The sequence below is a fragment of the Nocardia amikacinitolerans genome (assembly GCF_900215415.1).
Taxonomy (GTDB): Bacteria; Actinomycetota; Actinomycetes; order Mycobacteriales; family Mycobacteriaceae; genus Nocardia; species Nocardia amikacinitolerans.
Map to the genome: position 1 here is coordinate 192,794 of NZ_OBEG01000004.1, position 18,438 is coordinate 211,231.

The 18,438-nt window shown below is 68.3% G+C and carries 15 protein-coding genes; 8 read left to right on the plus strand and 7 right to left on the minus strand.

Annotated elements, in window-relative coordinates; genetic code table 11:
- Entirely contained in the window at nucleotides 1-627 is a 627-nt protein-coding gene (locus CRP45_RS19270; protein WP_097246257.1) for a TetR/AcrR family transcriptional regulator, read from the plus strand.
- Nucleotides 628-739: 112 nt separating this feature from the next.
- Here CRP45_RS19270 and CRP45_RS19275 read toward each other — a convergent pair whose 3' ends face one another.
- From CRP45_RS19275 to CRP45_RS19295, 5 genes are all read right to left on the minus strand, one after another.
- Nucleotides 740-1,519, minus strand: a complete 780-nt coding sequence (locus tag CRP45_RS19275) for a VOC family protein (protein WP_174554819.1) — start codon at nucleotides 1,517-1,519, stop codon at nucleotides 740-742.
- 109 nt (nucleotides 1,520-1,628) lie between these two features.
- Nucleotides 1,629-2,117, minus strand: coding sequence for a hypothetical protein (locus CRP45_RS19280; RefSeq protein ID WP_097246258.1), 489 nt, complete (start codon nucleotides 2,115-2,117; stop codon nucleotides 1,629-1,631).
- Nucleotides 2,118-2,257: 140 nt separating this feature from the next.
- A complete protein-coding gene (locus CRP45_RS19285) occupies nucleotides 2,258-2,791 on the minus strand; it encodes a hypothetical protein (protein ID WP_097246259.1) in 534 nt (177 codons plus the stop codon).
- A gap of 285 nt (nucleotides 2,792-3,076) precedes the next feature.
- Nucleotides 3,077-3,850 carry a MerR family transcriptional regulator gene (locus CRP45_RS19290; RefSeq protein WP_097246260.1) on the minus strand — a complete coding sequence of 258 codons (774 nt, stop codon included), beginning with the start codon at nucleotides 3,848-3,850 and terminating at the stop codon, nucleotides 3,077-3,079.
- 75 nt (nucleotides 3,851-3,925) lie between these two features.
- Nucleotides 3,926-5,131 carry a DMT family transporter gene (locus CRP45_RS19295; protein WP_245910243.1) on the minus strand — a complete coding sequence of 402 codons (1,206 nt, stop codon included), beginning with the start codon at nucleotides 5,129-5,131 and terminating at the stop codon, nucleotides 3,926-3,928.
- A 108-nt stretch (nucleotides 5,132-5,239) separates the two neighbouring features.
- Here CRP45_RS19295 and CRP45_RS19300 point away from each other — a divergent pair, with 108 nt between their 5' ends.
- Nucleotides 5,240-5,740 carry a MarR family winged helix-turn-helix transcriptional regulator gene (locus tag CRP45_RS19300; protein ID WP_097246261.1) on the plus strand — a complete coding sequence of 167 codons (501 nt, stop codon included), beginning with the start codon at nucleotides 5,240-5,242 and terminating at the stop codon, nucleotides 5,738-5,740.
- A gap of 246 nt (nucleotides 5,741-5,986) precedes the next feature.
- On the opposite strand, the gene CRP45_RS19305 is transcribed toward CRP45_RS19300, so the two are convergent.
- Nucleotides 5,987-7,408 (minus strand): SpoIID/LytB domain-containing protein, encoded by a 1,422-nt coding sequence (locus tag CRP45_RS19305; RefSeq protein WP_245910244.1) that lies wholly within the window; start codon nucleotides 7,406-7,408, stop codon nucleotides 5,987-5,989.
- 377 nt (nucleotides 7,409-7,785) lie between these two features.
- On the opposite strand from CRP45_RS19305, the gene CRP45_RS19310 reads away from it, so the two are divergent.
- Nucleotides 7,786-10,257, plus strand: coding sequence for an N-acetylmuramoyl-L-alanine amidase (locus CRP45_RS19310; protein WP_245910245.1), 2,472 nt, complete (start codon nucleotides 7,786-7,788; stop codon nucleotides 10,255-10,257).
- Between the two features lie 7 nt (nucleotides 10,258-10,264).
- Here CRP45_RS19310 and CRP45_RS19315 read toward each other — a convergent pair whose 3' ends face one another.
- Nucleotides 10,265-11,104 carry a Cof-type HAD-IIB family hydrolase gene (locus CRP45_RS19315; RefSeq protein ID WP_067786578.1) on the minus strand — a complete coding sequence of 280 codons (840 nt, stop codon included), beginning with the start codon at nucleotides 11,102-11,104 and terminating at the stop codon, nucleotides 10,265-10,267.
- Between the two features lie 153 nt (nucleotides 11,105-11,257).
- On the opposite strand from CRP45_RS19315, the gene CRP45_RS19320 reads away from it, so the two are divergent.
- The 5 genes from CRP45_RS19320 to CRP45_RS19340 are packed head-to-tail and all read left to right on the plus strand — an operon-like array spanning nucleotide 11,258 to nucleotide 18,418.
- Nucleotides 11,258-12,235 carry an ABC transporter permease gene (locus CRP45_RS19320; protein ID WP_067786576.1) on the plus strand — a complete coding sequence of 326 codons (978 nt, stop codon included), beginning with the start codon at nucleotides 11,258-11,260 and terminating at the stop codon, nucleotides 12,233-12,235.
- A gap of 40 nt (nucleotides 12,236-12,275) precedes the next feature.
- Complete coding sequence (locus CRP45_RS19325) at nucleotides 12,276-13,202, plus strand: ABC transporter permease (protein ID WP_097246264.1); 927 nt, start codon at nucleotides 12,276-12,278, stop codon at nucleotides 13,200-13,202.
- Entirely contained in the window at nucleotides 13,199-15,058 is a 1,860-nt protein-coding gene (locus CRP45_RS19330; protein ID WP_097246265.1) for an ABC transporter ATP-binding protein, read from the plus strand. Before CRP45_RS19325 ends, CRP45_RS19330 begins: the two co-directional genes overlap by 4 nt.
- Nucleotides 15,059-15,071: 13 nt before the next feature.
- A complete protein-coding gene (locus CRP45_RS19335; RefSeq protein WP_097246266.1) occupies nucleotides 15,072-16,739 on the plus strand; it encodes an ABC transporter family substrate-binding protein in 1,668 nt (555 codons plus the stop codon).
- Complete coding sequence (locus CRP45_RS19340; RefSeq protein WP_245910246.1) at nucleotides 16,736-18,418, plus strand: ABC transporter family substrate-binding protein; 1,683 nt, start codon at nucleotides 16,736-16,738, stop codon at nucleotides 18,416-18,418. The genes CRP45_RS19335 and CRP45_RS19340 overlap by 4 nt, the downstream gene beginning before the upstream one ends.
- Nucleotides 18,419-18,438 lie beyond the last annotated feature (20 nt).

The window sequence follows — 18,438 nt, forward strand, 5'->3', positions numbered from 1 at the left end:
GTGCCCGAGAACAAGCCGCTACGCAGCGACGCACGCCGCAACCGCGACGCGCTGGTGACGGCGGCGCGGCAGGTGTTCACGGAGCGCGGGCTCGACGCGCCGCTCAAGGAGGTCGCCGCCAGAGCCGGTGTCGCGATCGGCACGCTCTACAACCGCTTCTCCACCCGCGACGACCTCATCGCCGCCGCCGTCGAAGATCGGTTGGAGGCGGGCAGCCGCATCGCCGAAGAGGCGCGCGAAATCGCCGACCCATGGGACTCTTTCGCCTACCTGGTCGAAAAGGTCTGCGAACTCCAGGCTTCCGACCGGCTGCTCAGCGACCTCGCCCTGCGCGCCGCCCCGAGCCCGGCCGTCGCCCGCGCCCAGGAGTACGGCCACGGCCTGATGCGCGAAATCATCAGCCGCGCTCAGCGAGCGGGTGTCCTGCGCACCGACTGGGTGCTCGAGGACATCGCCTTCATTACCTGGTCGCACACCCGCGTCCTGGAAGCCACCGCCCACATCGCACCGGACGCCTGGCGCCGCAACCTCGCCCTCACCCTCGACGGCCTCCGCGCCCCCGCGGCCCACCCCCTCCCGGTCCCCCCGATCACCGAAGCCCAACTGATGCAGGCGCTTCGGAAATAACGTTCGAAAGAATCACTCGCTGCCGTAAGCCGGTAGCGAGTGATTCCAGGGTCAAGCGACTGCCGTCAGGTCGGCGTCGCGTTCGGGTCGAGCGCGGGCTGGGTTCGGTGACTCAGCCTTTGAGGCCGATGATCGAAAAGTACGCGCCCTGTGGATCTCCCAAGACCGCGAAGCGGCCCACGGGGATGTCGGTCGGGGGAACCGAGGTCGTCCCACCCAGCCGGGATGCTCGGGCCGCGGACTCGTCGCAGTCGGACACCGCGAAATAGACCATCCAGTGCGCCGGTAGATCGGCAGGCCACTGCTCGTTCATCTCGACCATGCCCGCGATGGACCGGCCGCCGACCTTCCATTCGGTATAGGTGGTGTCACCGAATTCGCTCGTCGTGCCTTCCCAGCCGAACACCTCGCCGTAGAAGTTCTTGGCGGCCTCGATGTCGCGGCAGTTGAGTTCGCTCCAGCAGTAGGTGTTCGGCTCGTTCACCATCCCCGCGCCCTGGAACGCGCGCGGCTGCCAGGCGCTGATCACCGCGCCGATCGGATCGATGAAGACAGCCATCCGGCCTTGATCGGGGATATCCATGGGCTCCATCAGCACCTGCCCGCCCGCGGCCTGCACGGCCTTGGCGGTCGCATCGACGTCGGTGACGCTGACGTAGCTGTTCCACGCGGGCGGCTGGTCGTCCCCCGTCGTCGGCATCGCGGCGGCGACCTCGTGGCCTTCCGCGCCGCCCAGCGTGAACATGGTGTAGCCGCCGTACTGCGGATCCGGCGAGGTGTTCGCCTGCCAACCGAACAGGTCTCCGTAGAAGGTTTTGGCGGCTTCCAGGTCGGTCGTGGCGAGATCGACCCAGCAAGGTACCCCTGGTTCGTACGAGCTCAACTGCGGCATGACGCGGCTCCTCTCGAGTCTCGACGGTGACCGACTCTCGGCCTGCGGAGCCGGCACCGCAAAGCCTACGTAGTCCGCGCCACGCGATGGGGCGATCCGCAGATCGCCGTCAGTAGTACGGGTACGGCGGCTGACCGTAAGGCGGGGGTGGATATGCGGGAGGGTAGGCGGGTTGGCGGCGGGCGGCGATCCAGCGGCCCGTCGGGCTCGCGATCGAGAGGCCGAAGATGCTGCCGGACAGCACGAGTGGCAGCGTGCCCGCGATACCACCGATGGCGACCAGAACGAGCGCGCCGATCAGGGCGATCGATGACAACCCGATGACGATGACCCGCCCCGCGGTCTGCCGCATGAACAGCAGCAGCGCGCCGAGCAGCCACAGCATCGCGATCAGCGCACCGACGCCGATGCCGATGAACGCGGCAGGCTCCACGTCGTTGTCCGGGTCGAGCGCCTCGACCAGGCCGATGCACACGCCGACCGAGCCGAGCAGTCCGACGAGCGTCGACAGCACCGCGGCGGTGATGGCGGTCGCGCCGCTCGGCGGCGGTGTGTACCCGTACGGCGGATACGCCGGATAACCCGGACCTGGATACATGTCGAAACCCCCCTCGTAGCTGCGCCGTGAACTCTACCGCCCGGGAGCCCCGATACTCGACTCCAATTCCGCCAAACCGCTTGTGCCACAGACCGTGTGGACGCTTCACATAGGCACCGCCTGTGTGAGACGTGAACGAGTTATGTGGGACGGCTCGGCGAATTGCGGTTCAGCAGGATCGCGAGGATCGAGATGATGGCGGGGAGCGCCAGACCGGTGAGGTTCGTGAGCCAATCGCTGTGCACCATGGCTGTCACCGTGCCGACAAGACCGGCGGTCGAGGTGGCGATGTCCACAGCGAGACCGCCTTCCTCGGCCCAGTGGATGCCGTACTCGGACCGGTAGCCGCCCAGCGCGGCGAACACTCCGGCGACACCGACAACCGTCCAGACGCCGGCGGACACGAGCACCGTGAAGCCGCCGTCCTCGTCGCCGCGGACGGTCAGCACCGCGCCGTAGCCGAGCGCGCACACCAGCAGCAGCGTGCCGAGCGCGGTCGAGACCGCGAGCGAATTGTCGTATCGCCCCGGATCGGGGAAGAAACCGAATGCCAGCACGAGCAGTCCGACCAGGTTCGCTGCCGCGCCGATGGCCGCGAACAACGCCACTGCGGTCGCGAGCGCCCCGACGGGCTCGGACCGCCGCGCGGCCGAACTCTCCTGGCTCTGGAGCATGCGTCTTGTCCCTCCGAATTCGTCGGTCGAACACATAAAGTATGCGCACGGACTGCTCCGCGCGCGGCGATCGGTCAGTGCCGCGACCGGCCGGTGCGCTCGCCGGGCGCGGGCCACGAGATCGCACCGTGCGTACGTAATCCCGCCCGCTTCGAGCGAACCCATGATCATGCACGCGAAAGCGCCCGCACGCGAATCCGCGTGCGGGCGCTGGGTTTTCACCGCCGAATGGACACTCGCCCGCCGACGGCCCCGATCATGGCCGGCGCTACAGGCGGAGGCGCCTCATCGCAGGTTGGCCTCCGCGTACGCCTTCATCGCGTCGCGGACGAAGGCGGCGGTGCCCTCGCCGTGCACGTCGTAGTTGACCGCGAATCGCGGGTCGGTGACGTACATTTCGCCGAGTCCGATGAAGGCGTCTGCCGTCACCGGCCGCCCCTGCCAACCGTCGCCGACCCAGGCGTGGTGCCGGGTGACGATGGCCTGGACCTCGTCGCTGTCCACCGGAAGCCCGGCGGCGTGTGCGCGACCGAAGTCCGCGGCGATGTCCAGCTGGGTCTGCTGGAAATCCTGCTTCTGCTGGTCGGTCAGCGACCGCCACCAGCGGTCACCGTTTTCGTAGGCCTCCTTGCCCCAGCGTTCGATCACCTCGTCCTTGTACTGCGTGTGGTCGAACCCGTCGAAAACCTCTGCTGCCACGAGCTGTTCACCTCTTTCCGTCTTTTGCAGCGTGGTGTGCACCGATTCGATCTGGCGTCGGATCCGATCCTGTTCCTGCCGAAGCAGTTCCAGGTGCGTACGCAGCGCGGCGGCGGTGTCCTGTTCGCCAGCGAGCACTTCGGCGATGACCGGAAGGCCGAGGCCGAGTTCCCGCAGCAGCAGGATGCGTTGCAGCCGCACGAGGGAGTCCTGGTCGTAGTAGCGGTACCCGTTGGCGCCGATCCGGCTGGGCGGCAACAGCCCGAGCTGCCCGTAGTGGCGCAGCGTGCGGCTGGTGGTACCGGCCGCCTTCGCCAGATCCTGGATGGACCACTCGCCGGCCCTGGTGCCCGCGGTCACGACCTCGGCTCCTTCCTTCTCTCGTCGGTGAAACCAGTCTGCAAGTTGACGCTACGTCAAGGTCAACCCGCTTTCTCAGCTCTTCGCACCCACCAGCATGCGCGAATCGCCGGTCGTCCGCCCGTCCTTTTCGGAGTCCTCGGTCAGGACATCGCCCACCGTCTCAGCGCCGCCGACCTCGGCCCCCAGTCCTGGCTGATCCGCCGCGCCGACCTCGACTGGCTGATCCGCCGCGCCGAGCTCGACTGGCTGATCCGCCGCGCCGAGCTCGACCGACACATCGACCTTGTCGACCCCGACCTCCGCCGCCCGCCCGACCTCGGAAACCCCGCGGTCGCCGGGAACTGCGCCGCCCAACTCAGCGGTCGGACCGCTCTCGGCCGGAACCGAGATCTTCGCTGCCCGAACCCGCGCGGTGGTCTGCCCGAGCAACGTCCCGCCCAGCGCGATCACCATGCCGAGAATCTGCAACCCGGTGAGCGCCTCCCCCAGCGCGACCCACCCGATGACCGCCGCCGACACGGGGCTGAGCAGTCCGAGGAACGCGACCGACGTGGCGGGCACCTTCGCGATACCGCGCAACCACAGCCAGTAGGCCGCCGCGGTGCCGATCACGCCGAGGTAGAGGTAGCCGCCGACGGCGCGGCCGTCCATGGCGGGCGGTGCGCCCTCGATCAGCGCGGCGAGCGGGAGGATGAACAGGCCACCCGCGGTGAGCTGCCAACCCGTCATGGCCAGCGGGCCGACGCCTTCGGGCCGCCCCCACCGCTTGGTCAGCACGGTGCCGAGCGCCATCGAGGCCGCGCCGACGAGTCCGGCGATCACGCCGATGGTGTCGAGTTGCGCGGTGGCTCGCAGCACCACGAGCGCGACGCCGAACACGCCGATCACACCGGCGAGAACTTTACGGCCGGTTGGCCTTTCGTTCAGCACCCCGGTGGCGAAGACCAGCGCGAACATCGGCGCGACCGCCCCGAGCACCCCGGCGACGCCACCGGGCAGCCGGTAGGCGGCGAGGAACAGCAGCGGGAAGAACGCGCCGATGTTGAGCACGCCGAGCGCAGCGGCACGGCCCACCCACATTCCCCTGGGCAGCGTGCGAGTGAGGGCGAGCAGCACGAGCCCGGCGGGCAGCGCGCGCATCAGCGCGGTGAAGAGCGGACGGTCCGGCGGCAGGAACTCGGTGGTGACGGCGTAGGTGGAGCCCCAGACGATCGGGGTGAGGGCGGTGAGCGCGAGGGTGCCCGCGTAGGGGTTCCGCGCCGCGGTGGTGATGGACATGTCGGTCGCTCCTCATTGATAATCTCAACGTTGAAATATCTACTCCAGCCGGTGTCTCATCGTCAAGTAGATGAACGTTGAAATTCTTAGAGCAGAGAGGAGTCGCCGATGGGCGACGCAGTCGACCTGATCACCGAGGCCTGGCACCGCGAGCGGCCGGACGTGGACGTCTCGCCGATGCACATCATCGGCCGAATCACTCGCCTGTCTCGGGTCCTCGAGCAGGACCTCAAGCGCTTCTTCGCCGGTCACGGCCTGGAATTCTGGGAATTCGACGTACTCGCGACGCTTCGCCGCTCCGGTGGCACGGAGGGTCTCACCGCGGGCGCGCTGAACCGCGCCGCGATGGTCACCTCGGGCGCCATCACCAACCGCATCGACCGGCTGGCGGCCAAGGGCCTCGTCGAACGGATGCCGTGCCCCGAGGACCGGCGCTCCGTCCGGGTTCGCCTCACCGTCGAGGGCAGGAAGCTCGTCGACGAACTACTGCCGCTGCACGTCGCCAACGAACAGCGCCTGCTCGACGCCCTCGACACTCAGGATCGCGACCAGCTGGCGGCCCTGCTGCGCCGCCTCGCCGAGTCGTTGGGCGACACCGCGCTGGACTGATTCCGGCGGGAGGCCTCCTCGAAACGGCACGCGAGTACCGCGCTGAACACCGGGCCGGAAACCCGGGCAGCATCGGCCGATGGGCGGAGCTTCGGCCGCGCTCGTAAACCATTGCGGCACAATCCAGCACACACCGCATCGGGCCGCTGGCGGACACTCATCGATCCGGCCGACTGTCGGAACGCTGCCACAACAACATGCTCGAACGTCAGCTCGAACGTCGGGCCGATCAACGCACCCGAAGGGTCAGCGGTCGCCGAACACCTCCTCGAGAGACGGCACCGTGACACCCGAGTTCGGAATCTGGCCCGACTCCGGCGTTCCCAGCTGCGCTGAAGGAACTTGCTGCGCCGCCGCACCCGGCAGCCCGGCCGCACCGGCAGGCGTCGCACCGGGCAACGCCGACTCCGGCAGCGCGCCGCCATCCGATGGCACGACCCCCGGCTCCGGTGGCGTCGGGGTGGACGCGGTGGTCGGCGCGAGAGTTCCCGAATCTGTCGGCGCCCCTTCGGGAATCGCCGTGTCGGGCACCAGCTGCATGAGCGTCGTGAAGTCCACCACCTGCGCACCGAGCGTCGGCGTCGCGACGATGACGCCGTTGGTGAACAGCCGGTAGGTGCCCGCGCGCTGCGGAAGCAGCATCTCCGGTCCGAGCGGCGCGCCGAGCGAGCCCGACTCGCCGCCGACGCGCTGGTACTCGAGCTCGATCGCCGACGGGGTCGACGCGGCCCTGGTGCGCGGCTCGGTCCGCGGATCCGTCGGCGGACGGCCGATGGCGAGTTCCGCGGGCGTCGGACCCACTTCGAAGGCGTAGATGTCGGCGGGCTCGCCGCCGTCCGGCGCGGCGGAATACTCCGAGCGCAGGATGTGGCCGTCGCGCAGCAGGACGGTGCCCGCGGTGGACGCGATGGCCGCGGCGGTGCGCGGATCCTCTTTCGCCGTGCCGGGATACACCTGACAGTCGGTGGTGTCGCAGGTCTGCGCGTACGGATACCTGCGCTCGGCGAGCGCGTAGGAGCGGGCCGCGATGGCCTGCGCGCGCAGCGCCTCGCCCGCGCCCTTGTCGACCCAGTTCGCCTGGACCTCGGCAGGGACGACGCCGAGCAGATAGTCCTCCACGTCGACGCGGTTGACCGTGCGCGCTTGCCCGTTCTCGGTGGCGACGCCGAGCGAGCCGCGATAGGCCGTGCCGCCGCAGAGCGTGAGATGTTCGGCCGCGGGCCGGTTCGGCCTTGGATCGAGGGGATAGACCCACGGATCGGAAGTGGCTGTCTGCCAGAGCACTTCGCCATCGCACCCGGCGGTGATCACCACGTTCGCGCCGCCGTCCGGCAGCGGGGTGAGGTGGGCGACGTGGCCCGGCGCCACCGCGCGGCCCGCCACCCGGAAGCCTGCCTCGGCGTAGGCGTCGAGGGTGGAATCGTCCTGTTCCATGAGCCGCACTGCCAGATTCGTCGGCGGGATGGTCCCGAGTGTCGCGCCCGGGTAGTAGTGCTCGAGTATTCGTTCGGCGAGCCAGCCCTGCTGGGCGCTGTCGAAGGCGCCGTGCTGGCTCATGCCCCGGCCGTGGCCGGGGCCGACGAGCGGTCGGATGGGCGTGTCGCCGGGCCAGCCGCCGAGCACGACGGCCGTGCCCGCCAGCACCGCGGCACACCCGGTGACGAGCACCGGCCTCGGCGAAATCGGGGCGGGCCGAATTCTGTTCCGTACTTTGAAATGCCGCCTGGTCTGCACTTTTTCGGCCCCCCGCGCTCTCCGACTGTGGTGCTGAGTGCGTCGCATTCGTATCTCCCACGGTTTTCCAGGACCGGATCGGTTGGATACCTGTCGGCATGTCGTGCCGTCCGGTCGCATTTAGAGAGCTACATTCGAGCAATCACGTGTTCTAATCCTCAACAAGAGGTTTAGATATGTGACAGATGTGAACTAGTGTGATCGTTGATGCATCAGGAAGCAAGCCTGGTTTTCCGCACCTGATCACCGGTTCGACCTGATTGGAGATGCTCGTGCCGTACCGCAAACCGAAGCGTTCCTACGTGCTCCCGATGGTGACCACACTTGCGGTTGCGGCCCCGCTCGCGACGCTCGCGCAGGGCGATTCGACCGACTACCGCACGGCCAACGACGCCGAGCTGGCCGCCGTTCCCGCGCAATTGGCGGAAGTGATGCTCACCCAGGCGCCCGACATCACCCTCCCGCTGCGCGAACTGACCGGCCTCGACCTACCCGACCTGCGACTATCCGATTTACGAATGCTGCCGATCCCCTCGAGCATTCCGATACCGGATGGCCTGCCGTTGCCGCCGGGCGTGCAGCTGCCGAAAGAAATCCCGCTCCCCCGCTTCGGCCAGGGATCTCCCGCCACCCCGAAACCCGGATTCACCGCGCCGACCACCCATCCCCCGCTCCCTGGTCAGTCCGCACAGGCAGCGCCCCTCCCGGGTCAACCCCAGCCCGCAGCGCCCCTGCCAGGCCATACCCCCCAAGCCCCCGCGCAGCCCATCCCCGGCCAAACGGTCCAAGCACCGGCGCAGCTCGCACCCGGCCAAACCATCCAGGCACCCGCGCAGCCCAGCCCCGGCCAAACGGGCCAGGCCCCAGCGCAGCCCACACCGGGCCAGTCCGCGCCCGCGGCCGCGCAGCCGGTACCGGGCCATTCTGATCCCGCGCTCGCGCACCCCGCGCCCGGCCAGTCCGTCCAAGCGCCAGCGCAGGCCGAACCCGGCCAGACCGCCCCCGCGCAGCCCAGCCCCGGCCAGCCGGTCCAAGCGCCGGCGCAGCCGATCCCCGGTCAATCCGTCCCCGCGCCCGCGACGCCGAGCCCGGTGCCGCAGCCCGGCGTGAGGTTCATCGCCGATCCGGCCGACCTGCCGGAAGGCACCACTCCCGACACACCCGCGCTGACGCCCGGCGCACTTCCGCCCGAGCTGATCGACCAGGTTGGCGCGCAGGTGAAGGAGCTGTCCAGGGAAACGCCGTTCAGCGTCGTCGCGCTCACCGCGCGCGATCTGGCGAACACCAGGGCGATGGTCCGGGCACGCCAGCCCAACGGAACCTGGGGACCCTGGTACGAGTCCGAACCCATCGACACCCGGCGCAACGACCGCGCACCGGCCGACGGCACCGCGGGCACCGAGCCGATCTACGTCGGGAACACCACCGCGGTCCAGATTCTGGTCACCCGCAAACCTGCTGCTACGCCGCCGCAAACTTCCATTGGCGCACCGGGAGCCGGTCCGCTGCAACCGACCCCGGCCGCCGCGCCGAGCGAGAACGATCCGGCCCAGTTCACACCGCCGTCGCTCACCGCGGTCCTGATCGATCCCGGTCGCGGCGCCATCGACGGCGCGCTCAACAACGTCGCCGACGCGCTGCCTGGTGGCGGACCGAACGTGATCACCCGATCCCAGTGGGGCGCGGACGAATCCATCCGCTGCGACGAACCCACCTACGACGACGGGCTCGGTGGCGTCACCGTGCACCACACCGCGGGCCGCAACGACTACAGCAAGGCCGAATCGGCGGGCATCGTCCGTGCGATCTACACCTATCACGCGCAGACGCTGGGCTGGTGCGACATCGGCTACAACGCCCTCGTCGACAAGTACGGCCAGATCTTCGAGGGCCGCGCCGGCGGGCTGGATCGCCCGGTGCAGGGCGCGCACGCGGGCGGGTTCAACGAGAACACCTCCGGCGTGGCGTTCATGGGCAATCACGAGTCGGAGATTCCGTCCGACCAAGCGGTGACCGCCGTCGGCAAGTTCATCGGCTGGCGGGCGAGGATCGCGGGCCTCGATCCCAAGGGCCACACCACGATGTACTCCGAGGGCACCGAGTTCACCCCGTACGCGCAGGGCGAGGCCGTGCGCCTGCCGATCGTGTTCGCGCACCGCGACGTCGGCAACACCAGCTGCCCCGGCGACGCCGCCTACGAACTGATGGACCGGATCCGCGACATCGCCGCGGGCGTCTCGGCAGGCTCGCCCGCACAGCCGAGTCCCCAGGCGCCGCAACGCACCCAGTCCGATCTCGCGACGCTCGCCGCGCTGACGGCCAGGCTGCTGAGCATGGTGAACGAGAACATCATCGCCAAGCACTACTCGGCGAAGGGCGGTCCCGACGGCCCGCTCGGCCAGGCGCTGTCCGAACCGCTGCCTGCCGCGCAGGGTCAGCAGTACGCCAGGTTCGCCAACGGCTACGTCTACACCGCGCCGGACGGTCAGGTCGTCGAGGTGATGGGCGCGATCCTGGATCGCTTCCTGCAACTCGGCGCCGACTCGGGCATTCTCGGCCTGCCGCTCACCAACGCCTACCCGGTGCCGGACGGCCTTCGCTCGGACTTCCAGTACGGCTCACTGATCCTGAACCAGCTGACCGGCATCGTCACGACGGTGTGGAAGACCTACAACGAGACGTATCAGCAGGAGATGCGGCGCAACGAGGGCTCCGAAGTCGCCGCCCCGCTGCCCGCCGCACCGGCCGCCGATCCCGTTCCCGGCCCGGCCGCCGGAAACTGAAACCCGCTCAGACCCACCAACGTTCGAGCACTTGCGCGACGCCGTCCTCGGCGTTGGTCGCGGTCACCTCGTCGGCCGCGGCCAACGCCTCAGGGTGCGCGTTGGCCATGGCGACGCCGTGCCCGGCCATGGCGAGCATCGGGACGTCGTTGGGCATGTCGCCGAAGGCGATGATCGTCGAGTGCTGCACGCCGAGCCGCTGCGCGACGGTGGCCAGCCCGGACGCCTTGGTCACGCCGGGCGCCGAGAGCTCGATCAGCCCGTGGTCGGTGGAGTAGGTGATGTCCGCGCGATCGCCGATGAGCGGGGCGAGCACCGCGCGCATGTCGCCGCTGAGCGCACCGCGCAACCGGATGAGCATCTTGATCGCGGGCGTATCGATCACCTCGTGGCGGGCGACGGCGGTGTCGTCCGGGTTCAACCAGGCGTGCTCGTACTCCGGCGAGCTGACGAACTGGGGCGTCGCCGCGTCGTGCGCGCTGGCGCCGATGCGTTCGGCGGCGAGTCCGCAGCCGGGCAGTGCTCGTTCGGCGAGATCGGCGATCCAGGTCAGCGTCTCGACATCGAGGGAGCGGCTCGCGAGCACCCGGTCCGATGCGCTGTCGTAGATCACCGCCCCGTTGCCGCAGACGCACAGCGGCGCGAAGCCGAGACCGTCGACCACCGGGTCGATCCAGCGCGGCGGCCTGCCGGTGGCCAGCACGAACGGCACTCCGTCGGCGATCAGCGCGGCGACCGCGGCCTTGGTGCGGGCGGTCACGCGCTCGTCGTGATCGATCAGTGTGCCGTCCACATCGGTGGCAACCATCTTCGGTTTGGGCAGGTGCAGGCGTGTCACCTCTTCCATCCTGCCGGAAAACCGTCTCGGCGCGGTCGCGGTCTACGCGGGTTCGCCTGACATGCCGGAAAGATGCATGGCACGCGCGTCGACGGCGGCGTCCTTATGATCAGGGGCTAACACTCGAATGCCGGCCGAGCCGGCTGGAGAACCAGAGGACTGATGACCGGCTTCCTGCTACGACGCGCGCTCAATTATGTCGTGCTGTTGCTGCTGGCTTCGTTCCTGACGTTCAGCCTCGCGTCGCTGACATTTCGGCCGCTGGACAGTCTCGAACAGCGCAACCCCCGCCCGCCGCAGGCGGTGATCGATGCCAAAGCCGAGGAATTGCATCTGAACGATCCGATTCCGGAACGCTATATCACCTGGCTGAAGGGCATACCGAGCGGCGATTTCGGCACCACGCTCGCCGGGCAGCCGGTGAGCGAGGAATTGCCGCGCCGGGTCGCGGTGAGCCTGCGGCTGCTGATCATCGGTTCGCTGGTCGGCACGGTGCTCGGTGTGCTGATCGGCGCGGCGGGCGCGATTCGGCAATACAAATTCAGCGATTACTTCACGACGGTGGTCTCGCTGCTGATTCTCAGCACACCGATATTCCTGCTGGCCACGCTGCTGAAATACGGCGCGCTGGAGATCAATTCGGCGACCGGCTCGCAGATATTCCTCTACACCGGAGAGACCTCGGCAAGCGCGATCGAGGGCTTCTGGCCGCAGCTGGTCGACCGGCTCCAGCACCTGGTGCTGCCGACGGCGGCGCTCGCGCTCGGCGGCATGGCCGGATACAGCCGCTATCAACGCAACGCGATGCTCGACGTGCTGGCGAGCGATTTCATCCGCACCGCCCGCGCCAAGGGTCTGACCAGGAACAAGGCGCTGTACAAGCACGGCCTGCGCACCGCGCTCATCCCGATGGCCACCCTGTTCGCCTACAGCCTCGGCGGCCTGATCACCGGCGCGACGTTCACCGAGAAGATCTTCGGCTGGCACGGCGTCGGCGAGTGGCTGGTCGATTCGATCAACGCCCAGGACCTGTACGTGGTGGTGACGGTGACGGCGTTCGCCGGTCTGGTCGTGCTGGTGTCTGGCCTGCTCTCCGACATCGTCTACGCGATTCTCGATCCACGGGTGCGTGTGGGATGAACCCGCGTGACCACGGGGTTCTCATCAGGGGGAGAACGGCATGACCGAAGCCGAGATCATCGTCCAAGGCGCGCCCGAGGTCGCCGCGGCCGGGCGACGCAAGCTGGTGCTGCGGCGTTTCCTGCGCAACAAGCCCGCGGTCGCGGGCGCGGTCGTGCTGGTGCTGCTGTTCGTCGTGAGTTTCGCGCTGCCGCCCTTCCTGCCATGGGACTACCAGCAGATGGACTACACCGCGCTGCTGCAACCGCCGAGCCCCGAACATCCCTTCGGCACCACCCAGATCGGCCAGGACGTGCTCGCGCAGACCCTGCGTGGATTGCAGAAATCGCTGATCATCGGCCTGTGCGTGGCGATCATCTCGACCACCATCGCGGCGACCGCGGGCGCGCTCGCCGGTCTGCTCGGCGGCTGGACCGACCGGGCCATCATGTGGTTCGTCGACCTGCTGCTCGTGGTGCCCAGCTTCATCATCATCGCGCTGTTCGCGCCGCGCACGAAGGGCAGCGGTTCGATCGCGCTGCTGATCGTTCTGCTCGCGGTGTTCGGCTGGATGATCAGCGCGCGCATCGTGCGCGGTCTGACATTGAGCCTGCGGGACCGCGAATTCGTCAAGGCCGCACGGTATATGGGCGCGCCGACGCGCACCGTCATCGTCAGCCACATCGTGCCGAACATCGCCTCGATCCTGATCATCGACACCACGCTCACCGTCGGTTCGGCGATCATGGCCGAAACCGGCCTGAGCTTCCTCGGTTTCGGCGTGCAGCCGCCCGACGTCTCGCTCGGCTCGCTGATCGCGGCGGGCACCAAGTCCGCGCTGACCTACCCGTGGCTGTTCATGTTCTCCGGTGGCCTGCTGATCATCACCGTGCTGTGCGCGAACCTGGTCGGTGACGGCCTGCGCGACGCGTTCGACCCGAGCGCCAAGCGGGCCCGGTCGCGCAAGAAGGAGAAGACAGAGGCATGACCGCGACCGCAAATTCGACAGCCCCGCTGCTCGAAGTCTCCGATCTGCGGGTCTCCTTCCCCAGCGAGGAGGGCCGCATCGATGCCGTGCGCGGGGTGAACTACAGCGTCGCCGACGGCGAGGTGCTCGCGATCGTCGGCGAATCGGGGTCAGGCAAGTCGGTGTCGTCGCTGGCGGTGATGGGTCTGCTGCCCGAGCAGGCGCGGATCAACGGCTCGATCCGGCTGCGCGGCCGCGAACTGCTCGGCCTCGGCGACCGGGAGTTGTCGCGGTTGCGCGGCAGCTCGATCAGCATGGTGTTCCAGGACCCGCTCTCCGCGCTGACCCCGGTGTACCGGGTTGGCGATCAGATCGCCGAGGCGCTGCTCGCGCACGGCGCGATGGGCAGGAAGGAGGCCGCCGAGAAGGCGGTCGATCTGCTGGAACTGGTCGGCATCGACGACGCGAAGACGCGCGCCAAGGCGTTTCCGCACGAGTTCTCCGGCGGCATGCGCCAGCGCGTGGTGATCGCGATGGCCATCGCCAACGATCCGGCGCTGATCATCTGCGACGAACCGACCACCGCGCTGGACGTCACGGTGCAGAAGCAGATCCTGAACCTGCTGCGCAAGGCGCGCGACATCACCGGCGCGGGCGTCATCATGATCACCCACGACATGGGCATCGCGGCGACGCTCGCCGATCGCGTCGCGGTGATGTACGCGGGCCGCATCGTCGAAACCGCAACGGCGAGCGCGTTGTTCAACGCGCCGCGGATGCCGTACACGGTGGGTCTGCTCGGCTCGATCCCGCGCATGGACGGGCCGCCGCGCCGACCGCTCATCCCGATCGTCGGCGCGCCGCCCGCCATGCACGCGCTGCCGCCCGGCTGCTCGTTCGCGCCGCGCTGCCCGATCTCGATCGACGACTGCCGCGCCGCCGAGCCGCCGCTGGAGATGACCGATCCCGGCCATGCCGCCGCCTGCATCCGCACCGAGGAGGTCGGCACGCAGGGGCTGTTCGAGGCGTACCGCTCCGAGATCGAGGAGCCCGAGGCCGAGGTCGAGGTCGAGACCGACTCTCGCGTGGTGCTGCGGGTCACCGACCTGGTCAAGACCTTCCCGATCACCTCGGGTGTGGTGTTCCAGCGCCGCAAGGGCGAGGTGCGCGCGGTCGACGGGATCAGCTTCGAGGTGCGGGCCGGGCGCACGCTGGCGCTGGTCGGCGAGTCGGGGTCCGGAAAATCCACCACGCTCACCCAGATTCTGGACCTGGTGCGGCCGCAGTCGGGCACCATCGAGATCATGGGCCGCGACGTGTCCACCCTGACCAAGGCCCAGCGGCGCGAGATCCGGCGCACGATGCAGATCGTCTTCCAGGATCCGACCGCCTCGCTGGACCCGCGCCTGCCGATCTTCGACGCGCTTGCCGAACCGCTGCGCATCGACGGACGCCCGCGCGCCGAGATCGCTCGCCGGGTGCCGGAGCTGCTCGAGCAGGTCGGTCTGCGTCCCGAGCACGCCGACCGCTATCCCGCCGATTTCTCCGGCGGCCAGAAGCAGCGCATCAGCATCGCGCGCGCCCTCGCGCTCGATCCGGAGTTGCTGGTGCTCGACGAGCCGGTGTCCTCGCTGGACGTCTCGATCCAGGCCGGTGTGCTGAATCTGCTGCGCGATCTACAGACCGAGCGCGGTCTGTCGTATCTGTTCGTCTCGCACGATCTCTCGGTGGTGCGCAACCTGGCGCACGACATCGCGGTGATGTATCGCGGCAAGATCGTCGAATCCGGGCCCGCCGAGCGGATTTTCGCCGAGCCGAGCCACGAGTACACCCGCAGGCTGATCGACGCGGTGCCCGTGCCGGTCGTCAGTCGATAGTCAGGAGGGCAGCATGCGGAGTGGAATGCGATGGATCGCGGGCGCGGTGGCGGTCGGGTTGATCACCGCCGGGTGCGGTACGGCCGACGACTCGGCAGAGGGTCTGTCCGACGCGCTCGGTACCACCAGCGACATCAACCCCAAGCCGCGCGAGGAGATCCGCGAGGGCGGCAATCTCCGGCTGGCCACCACCTCGTTCCCGGCGAACTGGAACACCCTGTCCAACGACGGCAACGAGGGCGAGATCGCCGACATCGAGCGCCCGATGATGCCGCGCGCGTTCAACACCGACGCCGCGGGCGAATTGTCGATCAACCGCGACTACTTCACCGACGTCGCGCTGACCAGCACCGACCCGCAGCAGGTCACCTACACCATCAATCCGAAGGCCTTCTGGTCCGACGGCGCCCCGATCACCTGGGAGGACATCCGTTCCCAGGCGAACGCGCTCAGCGGAAGGGACAAGCGCTTCCTGATCGGCATCACCAATGGTTTCGAGTTCGTCGAGAAGGTCGAGCGCGGCGTCGACGACCGCCAGGCGATCCTCACCTTCAGCCATCCCTACGCCGAATGGCGCGGCCAGTTCGCGGGCAACGGCGTGCTCTTCCCGAAATCGGTGACGCAGGACCCGGAGTCGTTCAACAACAGCCTGGTCGACGCGATGGGTCCGACCGCGGGCCCGTTTCAGGTGCAGTCGACCGACCGCGGCCAGGGCCGGATCGTGTTGGGCCGCAATCCGAACTGGTGGGGCGAGCGACCGAAGCTGGACACCATCACCTACTCCGTGCTCGATCGCAGCGCCTGGGTCGCCGCGTTGCAGAACAACGAGATCGACGCGGTCATGCTCAATTCCATCGACGATGTGAAGAATGTGCGCGGCACCGAAGGCCTGGTGGTGCGGCGCGCGCCGGGTAATCGCTGGCGGCACATCACGTTCAACGGCGCGCCCGGTTCGATCCTCGCCGATCCGGCCGTGCGCGTGGCCATTTCGAAGGCGATCGATCGCCAGGGCATCGCGACCGCCACCCAGAACGGCCTCGTGGAGAACCCGCGACCGCTGAACAACCACGTCTACCTGCAGGGTCAGCGCGGCTACCAGGACAACAGCCTGCCCTACGATCCGGCCGCGGCGGCGCGCGAACTCGACGCGCTCGGCTGGAAACTCAACGGCGACGTCCGCGAGAAGGACGGCCGCAAGCTGATCATCCGCGACGTGATGTACAACGACGCGCTGTGGGTGCAGATCGCGCAGATCATCCAGCAGAACCTCGCGCAGATCGGTGTCGGCCTCGTCATCGACACCAAACCGGCCGCGGGCTACTTCACCGACGTCATCCAGCCGGGCGATTTCGACGCCGCCCAGTTCATCTTCCAGGGTGACGCCTTCCCGCTCAGCAGCATTCGGCAGATCTACTACTACGACCCGAACGACCTCCAGGGCAACTTCGGTCGCATCGGATCGCCGGAACTGAACGCGCTCATCGAGCGCACCCTGCGCGAGCTGGATCCCGCCAAGGCCATCGAACTGGCCAACGAGGTGGACCGCAAAGTGTTCGAAGAGGGGCACTCGCTGCCGCTCACCCAGTCGGACGGCAGCTGGGGCGTCCGCGCCGAGGTGGCCAACTTCGGCTCGCCCGGCCTGGCGTCCTACGACTACACCAAGATCGGATTCGTGAAATGACCGCAGCAATTCATTCTCGTCGTCGCCTCGGCCTAGGGATGGCCGCGCCGGCGCTGGCCATCGCGCTGCTGCTCGCGGGCTGTGGCGCGGGCGCCGATGTGCAGTCCGGCTCGAGTTCGATCGGCACCAGCAACGACATCAACCCCCGCGATCGCAGCGAGTTGCGCGAGGGCGGCAACCTGCGCTTGGCGCTGACCGCCTTCCCGGAGACCTTCAACTCCTCGCACGTGGACGCCTCGGGTGACGTCGGCGATGTGGTCGGCTGGATGCTGCCCGGCACGGTGAACTCGGACGCCGCAGGTGAATTGACGACCGACGCGAACTACTTCACCGAGATAAAGCTGACCAACACCAATCCGCAGCAGATCACCTACACGATCAACCCGAAAGCGGTGTGGTCCGACGGCGCCCCGATCACTTGGGAGGACCTCCGCTCGCAGGTCAACGCGCTGAACGGCCGCGATACGGCCTACCAGGTCCGCGCGACGCAGGGCTACAGCCGGGTGGAGAAGGTCGAGCGCGGCGTCGACGACCGGCAGGCGATCGTCACCTTCGGTAAGCACTACGCCGAATGGCAGGGCCTGTTCAACCCGCTCTACCCGAAGGCATCCACCGAATCGCCGGACTCCTTCCAGAACTGGGCGCGCAACACCCTGCCGATCTCGTCCGGTCCGTTCCTCATCGACTCGATCGACCGCGCCCAGCAGCGCATCGTGCTGAAGCGCAACCCGAAGTGGTGGGGCGACACCCCGAAGCTCGACACCGTCACCTTCAGCGTGCTCGACTACTCCGCCCGCATCTCGGCCCTGCAGAACAACGAGCTCGACTACGCGACCGTGTCCGGCATCGACGAGGTGAAGACGGCGACCAACTCGCCTGGCATCCAGGTGCGCCGGGCCGCCGCGCCGCGGTTCTCGCACTTCACCTTCAACGGCGCGCCGGGCTCGCTGCTCGAGGACGCGCGGCTGCGGGTCGCGATCGCCAAGGCCATCGACCGGCAGGGCATCGCCACCGCGACGCAGAACGGCATCGTCGACAACCCGAAGCCGCTGAACAACCACATCTACCTCAACGGCCAGAAGGGCTACCAGGACAACGCTCAGTCGGTGGCCTACGACCCCGAGGGCGCCGCGCGGATTCTCGACGAACTGGGCTGGAAGCTCAACGGCGACGTGCGCGAGAAGGACGGCCGCAGGCTGGAACTGCGCAATGTGATGTACCAGCAGGACACCTGGGTGCAGATCGCGCAGATCGCGCAGCAGAACCTCGCCGCCGTCGGCGTGAAGATGACCATCCAAACCTTCCCCGGCAACGGCCTTTTCACCGACGTGATCGATCCGGGCAACTTCGAGATCTGCCAGTTCACCTGGTCCGGCGGCATCCTGCCGCTCGGCGCGCTGCCGCAGATCTACGCATACGACCCGAACAACCGGCTCAGCAACAAGGGCCGCGTCGGCAGCCCCGAATTGAACGCGCTGATCGAGGAGACCATCTCCGAACTCGACCCGGCCAAGGCGATCGAGTTGGCCAACCGCGCCGACAAGATGATCTTCGACCTCGGCCACTCGGTGCCGATCGTGCAGTCGCCGGGCACCGTCGCCGTGCGCGAGAACCTCGCCAATTACGGCGCGTTCGGGTTGGCCTCCGCCGACGCAACTAAGGTCGGGTTCACGCAGTGATGTGACGATCAGGCCGACGC

Bases quoted from the DNA above. Each gene is read 5' to 3' on its own strand.
- CRP45_RS19315 (WP_067786578.1), bottom strand. From the start codon at position 11,104: ATGGAAGAGGTGACACGCCTGCACCTGCCCAAACCGAAGATGGTTGCC.
- CRP45_RS19335 (WP_097246266.1), top strand. From the start codon at position 15,072: ATGCGGAGTGGAATGCGATGGATCGCGGGCGCGGTGGCGGTCGGGTTG.
- CRP45_RS19285 (WP_097246259.1), bottom strand. From the start codon at position 2,791: ATGCTCCAGAGCCAGGAGAGTTCGGCCGCGCGGCGGTCCGAGCCCGTC.
- CRP45_RS19320 (WP_067786576.1), top strand. From the start codon at position 11,258: ATGACCGGCTTCCTGCTACGACGCGCGCTCAATTATGTCGTGCTGTTG.
- CRP45_RS19310 (WP_245910245.1), top strand. From the start codon at position 7,786: ATGGTGACCACACTTGCGGTTGCGGCCCCGCTCGCGACGCTCGCGCAG.
- CRP45_RS19325 (WP_097246264.1), top strand. From the start codon at position 12,276: ATGACCGAAGCCGAGATCATCGTCCAAGGCGCGCCCGAGGTCGCCGCG.
- CRP45_RS19280 (WP_097246258.1), bottom strand. From the start codon at position 2,117: ATGTATCCAGGTCCGGGTTATCCGGCGTATCCGCCGTACGGGTACACA.
- CRP45_RS19275 (WP_174554819.1), bottom strand. From the start codon at position 1,519: ATGCCGCAGTTGAGCTCGTACGAACCAGGGGTACCTTGCTGGGTCGAT.
- CRP45_RS19300 (WP_097246261.1), top strand. From the start codon at position 5,240: ATGGGCGACGCAGTCGACCTGATCACCGAGGCCTGGCACCGCGAGCGG.
- CRP45_RS19340 (WP_245910246.1), top strand. From the start codon at position 16,736: ATGACCGCAGCAATTCATTCTCGTCGTCGCCTCGGCCTAGGGATGGCC.
- CRP45_RS19330 (WP_097246265.1), top strand. From the start codon at position 13,199: ATGACCGCGACCGCAAATTCGACAGCCCCGCTGCTCGAAGTCTCCGAT.
- CRP45_RS19295 (WP_245910243.1), bottom strand. From the start codon at position 5,131: ATGTCCATCACCACCGCGGCGCGGAACCCCTACGCGGGCACCCTCGCG.